Source organism: Microbacterium sp. T3-8, assembly GCF_055398145.1.
The window spans coordinates 1,642,318-1,653,946 of sequence record NZ_AP027918.1 but is presented as its reverse complement, the minus strand read 5'-3'; the positions used below and the strand labels follow the sequence as shown (position 1 = coordinate 1,653,946).

Genomic DNA, 11,629 nt, shown 5'->3' with positions numbered 1-11,629 from the left:
CGCCGGCTCACTCCTCGACGAACCGCCACGGGAGTCCACCGGTCAGCAGACGACCCTGCTCCCAGGCGAAGTCGTGCCCGGTATCCGTCGGGATCACGCGCGTTCGGAACAGGGCCGGTGTCGACGGCGCGGCGAGCGCGGAAGCGGCGTCGGTGACCGCGATCAAACCGTGGAGTGTCATCCACGTCGGCGGGAACAGAGACCACTCCCCCGTCGCGTGCCGTTCGAGCGCCTGTGCCGGGGTCGTCCAGGCGTACTCGACGACCTCGTCGGGCGACGGGACGGGCGTGGCAGCCGGTGCCGCAGCGAGGAAGAACCACGTCCGGATCCGCGTGGGCGCCTCGGCGGGCGGATGCCACTGCGACAACGCCGACAGACCGGCGATCTCGAGGCCGACCTCCTCCTGCGTCTCTCGGATGGCGGCGCGTCGCGCGTCGTCGATCTCCCCGGAGCCGTGTCGCCGATCGTGTTCCTCCACTTTGCCGCCCGGGAAGACCCACGCGTCCGCGAAGGAACCCCGCTCGGGCCGACGGATCATCAGCACCTCGACGCCGCCGGTCGAGTCACGCACCAGCACGGCCGTTCCGGCCACCGGAAGAGCATCGGGGGTGAGCATCCCCTCACCCTACGACGATGCGCCCACCAGGGCAGCGGAGCGACGAGCCTCGACGCGGTACGAGAGCAGAGCGATCAGCAGACCGGCGATCGCGAGCACGGCACCGGTCCACGCGGGAGCCGTGAAGCCCCAGCCGACGGCGATCACGACGCCACCCAGGAACGCCCCGAGGCTGTTGCCGATGTTCAGCGCGGAGTGGTTCATGGCCGCGGCGATCGACTGATTGTCTTCGGCGACGTCCATGAGACGGGTCTGGATCGTCGGGCTCAGCACCGACGACACGAAGCCGACGATGAGCACCAAGAGGCTCAGCGAGATGATCCAGAACGAGAACACGGCGAGCAGGGCGAAGACGACCGCCATCGCCGCGAGTCCGAACAGCAGCGTGCGCCGCAGATCGATGTCGGCGAGATGACCGCCCACGAGGTTTCCGACCGTCATGCCGATGCCCATGAGCACCAGAACGATCGGCACCACCCACTCCGGTGACCCGGCCACCTCGGTCACCAACGGGGCGATGTAGCTGTACACGGCGAAGAACCCGCCGAAGCCGATCGCGCCGATGCCCAGAGTGAACCAGACCTGCCGGATGCGGAAGACGCCCAGTTCCTGACGCATCGTCCGGCCGGGGGAACCCGGGTGCTCGGGCACGAAGAACACGATGCAGATCGTCGCGAGGGCGAAGACGAGGGCGACGACGCCGAACGCGGCGCGCCATCCCCAGGCCTGGCCGAGGAAGGTGCCGAGCGGAACCCCGACGACGTTCGCGACCGTGAGGCCGGTGAGGATGAAGGCGACGCCCTTGGCGCGGTTGCCCGGCCCCATGACGTCGGCCGCGACGAGAGCGCCGATGCCGAAGTAGGCCCCGTGCGGGAGGCCGGCGAGGAAGCGCGACGCCCCGACCAGCTCGAACGTCGGCAGCACCACGGTGAGGGCGTTGAAGACCGTGAGCGCGATCGCCAGGACGATCATGACGCGGTGCCGCGGGAAGCGCGCGACGAAACCGGCGATGGTCGGCGCGCCCACCACGACGCCGAGCGCATACAGCGAGATGAGCCATCCGGCCTGGCTCAGCGCATCCTCCTGGCTCGAGGCCCAGAGGGAGGGAAGCAGGTCGGAGGCGATGTTCGGGAGCAGGCCCATGACGACGAACTCGGTCATGCCGATGCCGAAACTGCCGATGGCGAGAGAGAGGAGCGCCCTCTTCGCCGCACCCCTCGATTCAGTCGAGGGATTCACCGGTCCAGCCTACCGGCCCGCCGACGGCCCGAAGGCACCGGGGGTCGTCCCGAGCACGCGCCGGAAGTGTCGCGTGAGATGGGCCTGATCGTGGAACCCGGCCTGCGCCGCGGCGTCGGACGGTCGGATGCCGTCGACCAGGAGCCTTCGCGCGAGATCGATGCGTCGGCTCAGCACGTACTGATGCGGCGCGATGCCGTACGTGCGCGTGAAGGAACGCGTCAGATGGCTCGGATGCGCTCCCCATGCGGTGGCGATCTCGGAGAGGGTGAAGGACTCCGTGAAACGATCCTCGATGAGCGCCCGGAGGCGGCGAGCGAGCGGCGTGTCGCGAGAGGCAACGGTCGATGACCCGAGATGGGCGAGGATGCGCCCTCTCAGCGCGAGCGTCCACTGCTCGGCGGCGAGCAGGTCACCGGGCAGGGCGAGTGCGGCGTGGATGCGTCGCGCCGCCGCCGTCGCTCGCGGGTCGCGCACCGTCGGGTGGACGACCGACCTGCCCACCGCCTCGGCGGGGAGCCACGCCGGATCGAAGTACACGACACGTTTGCGATAGATGCGACCGTCCACGGTCGAACGCCCGTCGTGCGGGACGCCCGGGGGCAGCAGCGTCACCGCACCCGGCGCGGCGATGTGCGACGAACGATCGAGACCGTAGGCGACCGCTCCCTCGTCCACGAGCATCGCCGTCCAGACGTCGTGGGCGTGAAGCGGGTACGCGTGCTCGAAGGAGGCGTGATACACCTCCCGCACCGCGGGCACCGCGGGATGCCAGGCGTGCACGCGATCGACCATGCAAGAAACGTACAAGACGCCGCGGGCTTCCGGCGCGATCGTGGATACATGACCACCGCACTGCCGACGAGCACCCCCGCTGAACAGACCGCCCGCTTCGACACGAAGGTCGTCGTCCTCCTCGGCGACGACCTCGCCGCCTGGCAGGAGCTCAACGTGACCGCTTTCCTGATCTCCGGCATCACCGTGAGTGCACCCGATCTCACCGGCGGACCCTACCGCGACCGCGACGGCACGACGTATCTGCCGATGCTGCGTCAGCCCGTGCTCGTCATGACCGGGAACTCCGATCTCCTGCGCTCGGTTCGCGATCGTGCCTCCTCCCGAGACGATGTCGCGCTCGCGGTCTACACCCGCGAGCTCTTCGCGACAGGGCACGACGATGCCAATCGCGCCGCCGTCGCGGCCGTCGCAACGGCCGACCTCGATCTCGTGGGGCTCGCGCTCCGGGGTCCGCGCAACGCCGTCGACCGCATGCTCAAGGGCGCCCGCATGCACGCCTGAACGACGTGTGCGTTCTACTCGGCCTCGTCGATCGCACGCTCGAGACGCTCGATCTTGCCGTCGAGCTCGCCGGTGAAGCCGGGGCGGATATCGGCCTTGAGCACCAAGGACACGCGCGAGCCGAAGGGCATGACCGCCTCGGTGGCGCGTTTGACGACGTCCATCACGGTGTCCCAGTCGGGGCCCTCGATCTCAGTGAACATACTCGTCGTCCGGTGCGGCAGCCCGGACTCGCGGACGACGCGCACGGCGGCGGCCACGGCGACGTGGACGGAGCCGTCTTCGCGGCCGGTGCCGGAGGGAGCGACGGAGAAGGCGATCAGCATGGGGAACCTCGTGTCTCTTCGATGGCGGTGTGCGGGTCTCAGCGGGTCGCCGTCGCCCAGGGATCGATGACCCGACGGAAGGCCGCCGGCTGCTCGACCCACGGGTAGTGCCCGGCATCGGAGATCATCGCGAGTCGTGCGCCGAGCTGCTCGGCGTAGGCGCGGACGGGCGCGACGCCGGTGAGGATGTCGAGCGCACCGCCGGCGATGAGGGTCGGCGGCAGCGGCGCGCGGAGGATCCTCTCCCGGGCATCGGCGGGGATGCCGTCGAACCACGCCGTGGAGGCGGCGAGCGACATCCCGCCCACCGGCGCGTGGGACCTCTCGCGCTCGGTCCAGTGCCCATAGCCCGCCGGTTGCTCGCGCTCCCACGCTCGCTGGAACGCCTCTTCATCGGTGGGGTCCGGGCCGAGCATCGAGGCGAAGGCCTGCGCGACCTCGGGCTCTTCGCGATCCGCGACGAGCCCGGCGCCGTCGTATTCGACGCCGCTCAGCCACGTGGACGGCGGGGTGATCAGCGCGAGCGAACGAACGCGTTCGGGGTGCTGAGTCGCGAGCGACAGCGCCAGCCGCGTACCCGCGGAGTGCGCCAGCACGTCGGCGCTGTCGAGTCCGAGTCGGTCGAGTGCGGCGACGGCATCCGCTGCGTCGTTCCACCAGCCCCACGACGTCCCCCCGGTTTTCGACGTGCCGCGGACGTGCAGGATCGCCAACGGCCGGATATCCGCGAGCCCGGCGAGATCCCCGAGGTACTCGGGGTCCCGGCACGGGCCTCCGGGGAGGACGACGAGGGGAAGCCCGTCCGAGTCACCGAGAAGGGTGATCCGGATCTCTCGTCCGTCCGCCGCCTGCGCGACCACTGCTGCTGCCACACGATGCATCATAGGCTCCGGCGTCGGTCCCTACCGTCGGCGGGCGTGCGCGCGACGGCGCGGATGCCGATCACGAGGAGGACGACGAGCAGGAGGTTGCGCACCGACAGCACCACGATCGGCAGTACCTGTCCCTGCAGCAGCGCGTCGTAGCCGAGCGGATAGACGAGGCAGGTGAGGACGCAGAGCGCGAGCACCACGACCGCGGGCAGGACCGCCCTCGCCCGGTCGAACACGAGCCAGAGGATCACGGGCGCGATCAGCCAGACCTGGAACTGCGGGGAGCCGACCTTGTTGGTCACGATGAGCGCCGCCACGAGCGAGAGCGCGAGCGGTGGGAGCAGCCGGGCGAACGCGGCCCCGCGCATCGCCTTCCAACCCGCGAGCGCGAGGATGCCGGCGACCACCGCGACCATGAATCCGGAGAGCGCCGCGGCGACGACGTCGGCACCCGGCGCGGCGACCTGGAACGTGAGGATGTCGAAGCTGTACTCGATGCCCGCGGATCCGCCGGGGACCGCCCACAGGAAAGGCGTCGCTGCGACCGCCTCGATCTGCAGACCGCGTCCGCCCTGCTCGGTGAGGAAGCCGAAGAGATGCTCGTGCGCTCCGAGCAGCAGCAGACCGGCGATGACGGCCGTCGTCACCACCAGAGCCGCGACGATCATGCGCAGCCGACGGCGCCCGGCGATCAGTGCCGCGAGCAGCACCGCTCCGGGCCAGATCTTGATCCATGCGCCGATCGTCAGGAGGGCTGCGGCGAGCGCGGGGCGCGAGACGAGCCAGAGACCGGCGATCACGACGATCGGCAGGGTGACGGCATCCAGCCGGTATAGCGCGATCGGCCCCAGCAGCAGCAGGGCGGCGCTCCAGAACCATGCGGCGGTGCGACGCGGTGCCGACGGCGAGCGCCCGAGCAGCACGGCGAAGGCGAGCGCGTCGAGAGCGGTCACGAGGATCGCCCAGGCGACGAGGTATGCCCCGGAGACACCGAGGAGTCCGACGAACGGCACCGCCATCGCCTTCACCAGGAGGATCGGCGCGAGGGCGAGCTGCGGGTACACCCAGGTCTCGGTGATCCCGACGATCGGTCCGCCGCTCACCGCCGCCGTCGCCCAGGGTTCGTAGACGAGCACCACATCGCCCATCGGCTGGCTCGGGTAGACCCACCCCAGCCACGCGGTCAGGGCATGGATCGCGACGAAGACGACCCAGAGCGCGATGAGTCGTTCCGCGCCCTGCTTCACGCCAGCACGTCCGCGATCGCGCGCGGCAGGGCCTGCGCGACGTCCGACGCGACGATCGGATGCCCCGCCTCACCGTTCGCGCTCCCGGAGGCGATCCGTGCGGCGTAGCCGTGCAGCCACGCTCCCGCGGCGGCCGCCTCCTCCAGCGGAGCACCGGGGTTCGCGGCGAGCACCGCACCGAGCACTCCGCCCAGCACATCGCCCGTGCCCGCCGTGGCGAGCCAGCCGGTCCCCGCCGCGACGGCGATCGCTCCGCCGTCGGGCGTCGCGATCAGTGTGCGTGCGCCCTTCAGCAGCACGGTGACGCCGAGCGCACGAGCGACCTCGGCGGCGCCGCCGGCGCGATCTTCCTCGGCAGAGGCCAGACGCAGGCGCGCACGCAGTTTCGAGAACTCCCCCGCGTGGGGCGTCAGCAGCACAGGAGCGGTCGGGCGGTCGACGAGGTCGAGTGCTCCGGCGTCGACCACGACTCGGGTGCTCCCGGTCAGCAGGGCGCGCAGCGCCGCTTCTTCGTCGGCGCTGCGATGCGCGGCATCCGTCCCCGACCCGATCACCCAGGCGTCCACCCGCGTGCGCCCGACATCGCTCCCCGTCACCGTTTCGGGACGACGAGCGAGCACGGCGTCCGACACCCGGCCGTCGCCGACGAAGCGCACGAACCCTGCGCCGGCGCGCCACGCGGCCTCGACGCCCAGCACCGCCGCGCCGGGGTACGCCGCAGAGCCGGTGCGCAGTGCCACGACACCGCGCGAGTACTTGTCGTCGTCGGCTGACGGCACCCGGAACAACCGCGCCGTATCGCTGCGGGACCACTCGCGAACCTCGACCATGACTCCACGTTAGTGCGACGGCCCTCGGGCCGTGCGAGCGGCGGTAGCGTCGAACGGTGAGCATTCTCTTCTCTCCCCTGAGCATCCGTTCCGTCGAGTTCCCCAACCGTCTCTGGGTGTCACCGATGTGCATGTACAGCGCGATCGACGGTGTGGTGCAGGAGTGGCATCACACGCATCTGGCGCAGTTCGCCTCCGGCGGCGCCGGTCTGATCGTCGCGGAGGCGACCGCCGTGGTTCCCGAGGGCCGCATCTCACCGCGCGACGTCGGACTCTGGAACGACGAGCAGCGCGATGCGTGGGTGCCGATCGTCCGGGCGATCCACGAGCGCGGCTCGCTCGCGGGCATCCAGCTCGCCCACGCCGGCCGCAAGGCTTCGACCTGGTGGCCCTGGGCGGAGCTGCGCGGATCTGTTCCGGTCGCCGACGGCGGCTGGACGACGACCGCGCCGTCCGCCCTCGCGTTCGAGGGATTCGCCGAGCCCGAGGCCCTCGATGCCGAGGGAATCGAACGCGTCGTCTCCGGCTTCGCCGATGCGGCCCGTCGCGCGCTCGACGCCGGGTTCGACGTGCTCGAGATCCACGGTGCCCACGGCTATCTCGTGCACCAGTTCCTCTCGCCGCTGTCGAACCGGCGTGATGACGACTACGGCGGCTCGCTCGAGAACCGCGCCCGCCTCCTGCTGCGCATCCTCGATGCGGTGCGCGACGTCGCGGGTCCCGGAGTTCCCGTGTTCGTGCGCATCTCGGCCACCGATCACGCCGAGGGCGGATTCACCGCCGACGAGGCGACGCAGGTCGGGGAATGGGCGACCACGCACGGCGCGGACCTCATCGACGTCTCCAGCGGGGGTCTCGTCGCCCACCAGCAGATCAGCGTGTTCCCGGGTTACCAGGTGCCGCTGGCCGAGACCGTCCGCCAGGGCGGTCGCATCCCGGTCTCGGCGGTCGGTCTGATCACCGCCGCCGAGCAGGCGGAGCGGGTGCTCTCCGACGGCGCCGCCGATGCGATCTTCGCGGGACGCGAGTGGCTGCGCGACCCGCACTTCGGCCTGCGCGCCGCGCACGATCTCGGTGTCGACGTCGCCTGGCCCCCGCAGTACGACCGCGCGCGCTGGCGCTGAAGCCCCGCGGCCGATCCGCGCACGACGAAGGCCGCCGACCCGTGATCGGGTCGGCGGCCTTCGTGTGCATGATCAGTGCCCGCGGACGCGACGCGTCGCGTCCTGCACCTCTCCGACCAGCTCCTCGAGGATGTCCTCCAGGAAGAGCACGGCCGTGGTCTCGCCCCGGGCATCGCGCACCTTGGCCAGGTGACGGCCGGCGCGGCGCATGACCGCGAGGGCGTCCTCGAGGTCGGTGTCCTCCTGCACCGGCACCATGTGGTGGATGCGCTTGGCGGGAAGCGGCTCGACCATCTTCACCTCGGCATCCGGGCCATCCGAGGCTCGGAGGATGTCCTTGAGGTGCACGTAGCCGATCGGCGCGCCCTCGGTGTCGACGATCACGTAGCGGGAGAACCCGTACCGTGCGACCGCCTTCTCGATGTCGTCGGGGGTCGTCGTGGCCGGCAGCGTGACGAGGTCGCCCAGCGGGACCGCGACATCGCGCGCCTTCTTGTCGGTGAACTCGACCGCGGCGGCGACGGTCCCCGCGGTGTCGGTGAGCACCCCTTCGCGGCGCGACTGGTCGACGATCGTCGCGACCTCCTCGAGCGTGAACGTCGAAGCCGCCTCGTTCTTGGGCTCGACGCGGAAGAGGCGCAGCACACCGTTGGCGGCCGCGTTGAGCAGCCAGATCACCGGCATGAACACCTTCGACACCCACACGAGCGGGGTCGCGAGGATCAGCACGGCGCGGTCCGGCACCGAGAAAGCGAGGTTCTTGGGAACCATCTCGCCGAACACCACGTGCAGGAACGACACGATCAGCAGGGCGATGGTGAACGAGACCGCATCGACGGCGCCGTCGGGCCACCCGAGCGCGTGCAGCGGCACGGCCAGCAGATGGTGGATCGCGGGTTCCGAGACGTTCAGGATCAGGAGCGAGCAGATGGTGATGCCCAGCTGCGAGGTCGCGAGCATGAGCGTCGCGTGCTCCATGGCGTACAACGCCGTCTTCGCGGCGCGCGATCCCTGTTCGGCACGCGGCTCGATCTGCGAGCGGCGTGCCGAGATCACCGCGAACTCCGCGCCGACGAAGAAAGCGTTCGCGACCAGCAGCACGACGAGCCAGGCGAGTCCTCCCCAATCGCTCATCGGGTCACCTCCTCATCCGCATCGACGGGTCTCGGAACGAAGCGGATGCGGTCCACCCGGCGGCCGTCCATGCGGACCACCTGCAGCATGCCGCTGTCGAGCGACACCTCGTCGCCGACCGCGGGGACGCGCTCGAGGACGCTCATCACGTAGCCGCCGACCGTGTCGTACACATCGCCCTCCGGGACGTCGATCCCGGCGCGGCTGCGCAGCTCGTCCGGGCGCAGTTCGCCCGGGAAGGTGAGGCCGTCGCGCCCGCGGATCACGCCGGCGCGCGTGCGATCGTGCTCATCCGACACCTCGCCGACGATCTCCTCGACGAGATCCTCGAGGGTGACGAGACCGGCGGTCCCGCCGTACTCGTCGACGACGACCGCGAGTTGGTAGCCCCGGGCACGGAGCTCGGAGATGAGACCGTCGATGTGCACGGTCTCGGGAACGCGCAGGGGGTCGGTCGCGAGCGCGCCGACCGGCACTTCGGTGCGACGGTCGCGCGGCACCGAGATCGCCGCCTTCAGGTGCACGACCCCCATGATGTCGTCGAGATCGTCGTCGTACACGGGGAACCGGCTGTGCCCCGTGCGACGGGCGAGCTGGATGACGTCGTCCGCCGAATCCCCGGCCGCGATCGCGTGCATGCTCGGGCGTGCGGTCATGACGTCCGCCGCCGTGAGGCGCGAGAACGTCAGGGTGCGGTCGAGCAGGGTCGCGGTGTCGGCTTCGAGCACACCGGCGCTCGCCGATCGGCGCACGAGCGAGGAGAGCTCCTCGGCGCTGCGCGCCCCGGAGAGTTCTTCCTTCGGCTCGATGCCCATGCTGCGCAGCACGCCGTTGGCGCTGCCGTTGAGCACGACGACCGCGGGCTTGAAGACGGTGGTGAAAGCGACCTGGAACGGAACCACGAGCTTGGCGGTGGCGCGCGGCAGGGCGAGCGCGAAGTTCTTGGGCACGAGTTCGCCCAGGATCATCGACAGCACCGTGGCGACGAACATCGCGACGACGGTGGCGATGGGCGCGACGGCGGGCTCCGGAATGTGCCAGGCGACGAGCGTCGGCCGCAGCAGGTTCGACAGCGCCGGCTCCATCGTGTAACCGGTCAGCAGTGTCGTGAGCGTGATGCCGAGCTGAGCCGACGAGAGATGCGTCGAGGTGTGCTTGAGAGCACCGATCGTGAGGGCGAGTCGGGATTCACCGCGCGCCTGTCGCGCTTCGAGATCCGCGCGGTCGAGATTGACCAGTGCGAACTCGCTCGCGACGAACAGACCGGTGCCGATCGTGAGCAGGAGCCCCACGCCCAACATGACGTAGTCCATCAGAGGTTCCTCTCCGGTGGGAGAGGGGGACGGTGGGGCGATCTACTGCAACTGGGAGGGTCGTCCATAGTGTGGACGATTCTACCGAATGCGCTCGCGCGCGGTCGCGTCACCCGCGCGCGATTCCGCTACCAGCTCACCGGCAGCGCCTTGCCCTCTTCGTAGCCCGCGGCCGACTGCAGACCCACCAGCGCGCGATCGTGGAACTCCGGGACGGAGGATGCTCCGGCATAGGTGAACGACGAGCGCACGCCCGAGGTGATCATGTCGAGCAGGTCCTCGACGCCCGGCCGCAGCGGATCGAGGTAGATCTTCGACGAGGAGATGCCCTCGGCGAAGAGTTCCTTGCGCGCCCGCTCGTAGGCGTCGAGTCTGCCGAAGCGGGCCTGCACCGCTTTGGTCGACGCCATCCCCCAGGACTCCTTGAAGATGCGCCCCTCGGCGTCGCGCTGCAATTCGCCCGGAGCCTCGATCGTCCCGGCGAACCAGGAGCCGATCATCACGGATGCCGCGCCCGCGGCGAGCGCCAGGGCGACGTCGCGCGGGTACCGGACCCCTCCGTCCGCCCAGACGTGCGCACCGAGTTCGCGGGCCGCCTGAGCCGTCTCGAGCACCGCCGAGAACTGGGGTCGGCCGACCGCGGTCATCATGCGGGTCGTGCACATCGCGCCCGGGCCGACGCCGACCTTGAGGATCGAGGCACCGGCATCCACGAGATCGTGCACGCCGTCGGCGGTCACGATGTTCCCGGCGACGAGGGGAAGCCCGAGGTTCAGATCAGACACGGTGCGCAGGGCGCGCAGCATCCCGTCCTGATGGCCGTGCGCCGTGTCGAGCACGAGCACGTCGACCCCGGCACCCGCGAGCGCGGTCGCCTTCGCGGCGACGTCGCCGTTGATCCCCACCGCCGCGGCGACGGTGAGCCGCCCGTCGGCATCGAGCGCGGGTCGGTAGAGAGTGGAGCGCAGGGCGCTGCGCGCGCTCAGAGTCCCGACGAGATGCCCGTGATGCACGACCGTGACCATCTCGGCACCGGCCTCGGTGATCACGTCGAAGGCGTGCCGTTCGGATCCGATGTCGTCGGCGTCGATCGACGGCGTCCCCCGATGCACGAGGTCGCCCAGTTGCGCGTCCGGCAGAGCAGTCGCCAGCCGATTCGCGGGAAGGATGCCGAGGATGTCCTCGACGCCGATCGGCGCGGCACCGTGCGCGACCACGATCCCGTGCCCCGGCGCGGCGGGAAGGAGCCGGAGGGCGTCGGCGACCGATGCGTGGGGCGGCAGGACGAGAGCCGTGTCCCACAGCACCGGCTGCGCCTTCACGTCGCGGATCGCCGCGTCGAGATCCTGGAGGGGCATGTCCTGCGGCAGCACCCCGAGACCTCCGCGTCGCGCCATCACCGCGGCCAGGCGCGGCCCGGTCACGGAGTTCATGTTCGACGCCACGAGAGGCAGGGTCGCGGGCGTGCCGTCCTGCGGCGCCAGGTCGACCTGGAGCCGGCTGGTGACCGACGATCGTCGCGGCACGAGGAACACGTCGGAATAGGTCAGATCGACGGTCGGCTGCGCACCTGAGAACTCCATGACTCCACGGTATCGAGATCGAGCACTCCCTGGGCATGGCGTCGAA

At 70.4% G+C, this 11,629-nt stretch carries 12 protein-coding genes; 2 read left to right on the top strand and 10 right to left on the bottom strand.

From position 1 onward, the window contains the following. Positions 1 to 7: 7 nt before the first annotated feature. Genes ACZ5Y9_RS07735 through ACZ5Y9_RS07725 form a run of 3 tightly spaced genes read right to left on the bottom strand, consistent with a single transcriptional unit; the run spans position 8 to position 2,650 of the window. The gene (locus ACZ5Y9_RS07735; protein WP_247622833.1) at positions 8 to 616 is read right to left on the bottom strand and encodes an NUDIX domain-containing protein; all 609 of its coding nucleotides are present in this window, start codon (positions 614 to 616) and stop codon (positions 8 to 10) included. 9 nt (positions 617 to 625) lie between these two features. Further along, a complete protein-coding gene (locus ACZ5Y9_RS07730; RefSeq protein ID WP_247622834.1) occupies positions 626 to 1,855 on the bottom strand; it encodes an MFS transporter in 1,230 nt (409 codons plus the stop codon). A gap of 9 nt (positions 1,856 to 1,864) precedes the next feature. Continuing rightward, on the bottom strand, positions 1,865 to 2,650 hold the full coding sequence (locus ACZ5Y9_RS07725) for a helix-turn-helix transcriptional regulator (RefSeq protein WP_247622835.1): 786 nt from the start codon (positions 2,648 to 2,650) through the stop codon (positions 1,865 to 1,867). Positions 2,651 to 2,698: 48 nt separating this feature from the next. Between ACZ5Y9_RS07725 and ACZ5Y9_RS07720 the strand changes: the two genes are divergently transcribed. Then, positions 2,699 to 3,154, top strand: coding sequence for a DUF2000 family protein (locus tag ACZ5Y9_RS07720; protein ID WP_247622836.1), 456 nt, complete (start codon positions 2,699 to 2,701; stop codon positions 3,152 to 3,154). A 14-nt stretch (positions 3,155 to 3,168) separates the two neighbouring features. Here ACZ5Y9_RS07720 and ACZ5Y9_RS07715 read toward each other — a convergent pair whose 3' ends face one another. Genes ACZ5Y9_RS07715 through ACZ5Y9_RS07700 form a run of 4 tightly spaced genes read right to left on the bottom strand, consistent with a single transcriptional unit; the run spans position 3,169 to position 6,429 of the window. Further along, positions 3,169 to 3,480: a thiamine-binding protein gene (locus tag ACZ5Y9_RS07715; RefSeq protein WP_247622837.1), complete on the bottom strand. Its 312-nt coding sequence runs from the start codon at positions 3,478 to 3,480 to the stop codon at positions 3,169 to 3,171. Positions 3,481 to 3,518: 38 nt separating this feature from the next. Continuing rightward, the gene (locus ACZ5Y9_RS07710; RefSeq protein ID WP_464472696.1) at positions 3,519 to 4,352 is read right to left on the bottom strand and encodes an alpha/beta fold hydrolase; all 834 of its coding nucleotides are present in this window, start codon (positions 4,350 to 4,352) and stop codon (positions 3,519 to 3,521) included. A gap of 8 nt (positions 4,353 to 4,360) precedes the next feature. Continuing rightward, positions 4,361 to 5,599 carry a hypothetical protein gene (locus ACZ5Y9_RS07705; RefSeq protein ID WP_464472695.1) on the bottom strand — a complete coding sequence of 413 codons (1,239 nt, stop codon included), beginning with the start codon at positions 5,597 to 5,599 and terminating at the stop codon, positions 4,361 to 4,363. Continuing rightward, on the bottom strand, positions 5,596 to 6,429 hold the full coding sequence (locus tag ACZ5Y9_RS07700) for an ADP-dependent NAD(P)H-hydrate dehydratase (protein WP_464472694.1): 834 nt from the start codon (positions 6,427 to 6,429) through the stop codon (positions 5,596 to 5,598). The genes ACZ5Y9_RS07705 and ACZ5Y9_RS07700 overlap by 4 nt, the downstream gene beginning before the upstream one ends. A gap of 56 nt (positions 6,430 to 6,485) precedes the next feature. Between ACZ5Y9_RS07700 and ACZ5Y9_RS07695 the strand changes: the two genes are divergently transcribed. Beyond that, positions 6,486 to 7,553 (top strand): NADH:flavin oxidoreductase/NADH oxidase, encoded by a 1,068-nt coding sequence (locus tag ACZ5Y9_RS07695; protein WP_247622841.1) that lies wholly within the window; start codon positions 6,486 to 6,488, stop codon positions 7,551 to 7,553. Positions 7,554 to 7,625: 72 nt separating this feature from the next. Here ACZ5Y9_RS07695 and ACZ5Y9_RS07690 read toward each other — a convergent pair whose 3' ends face one another. The 3 genes from ACZ5Y9_RS07690 to guaB1 form a co-directional block, all read right to left on the bottom strand. Next, positions 7,626 to 8,687, bottom strand: coding sequence for a hemolysin family protein (locus ACZ5Y9_RS07690; protein WP_247622842.1), 1,062 nt, complete (start codon positions 8,685 to 8,687; stop codon positions 7,626 to 7,628). Next, the gene (locus tag ACZ5Y9_RS07685) at positions 8,684 to 10,000 is read right to left on the bottom strand and encodes a hemolysin family protein (RefSeq protein WP_247622843.1); all 1,317 of its coding nucleotides are present in this window, start codon (positions 9,998 to 10,000) and stop codon (positions 8,684 to 8,686) included. Before ACZ5Y9_RS07685 ends, ACZ5Y9_RS07690 begins: the two co-directional genes overlap by 4 nt. A gap of 128 nt (positions 10,001 to 10,128) precedes the next feature. Further along, on the bottom strand, positions 10,129 to 11,583 hold the full coding sequence (gene guaB1, locus ACZ5Y9_RS07680) for a GMP reductase (RefSeq protein WP_247632478.1): 1,455 nt from the start codon (positions 11,581 to 11,583) through the stop codon (positions 10,129 to 10,131). Positions 11,584 to 11,629 lie beyond the last annotated feature (46 nt).

Bases quoted from the DNA above. Each gene is read 5' to 3' on its own strand.
- ACZ5Y9_RS07735 (WP_247622833.1), bottom strand. From the start codon at position 616: ATGCTCACCCCCGATGCTCTTCCGGTGGCCGGAACGGCCGTGCTGGTG.
- ACZ5Y9_RS07725 (WP_247622835.1), bottom strand. From the start codon at position 2,650: ATGGTCGATCGCGTGCACGCCTGGCATCCCGCGGTGCCCGCGGTGCGG.
- ACZ5Y9_RS07720 (WP_247622836.1), top strand. From the start codon at position 2,699: ATGACCACCGCACTGCCGACGAGCACCCCCGCTGAACAGACCGCCCGC.
- ACZ5Y9_RS07715 (WP_247622837.1), bottom strand. From the start codon at position 3,480: ATGCTGATCGCCTTCTCCGTCGCTCCCTCCGGCACCGGCCGCGAAGAC.
- ACZ5Y9_RS07700 (WP_464472694.1), bottom strand. From the start codon at position 6,429: ATGGTCGAGGTTCGCGAGTGGTCCCGCAGCGATACGGCGCGGTTGTTC.
- ACZ5Y9_RS07690 (WP_247622842.1), bottom strand. From the start codon at position 8,687: ATGAGCGATTGGGGAGGACTCGCCTGGCTCGTCGTGCTGCTGGTCGCG.
- ACZ5Y9_RS07685 (WP_247622843.1), bottom strand. From the start codon at position 10,000: ATGGACTACGTCATGTTGGGCGTGGGGCTCCTGCTCACGATCGGCACC.
- guaB1 (WP_247632478.1), bottom strand. From the start codon at position 11,583: ATGGAGTTCTCAGGTGCGCAGCCGACCGTCGATCTGACCTATTCCGAC.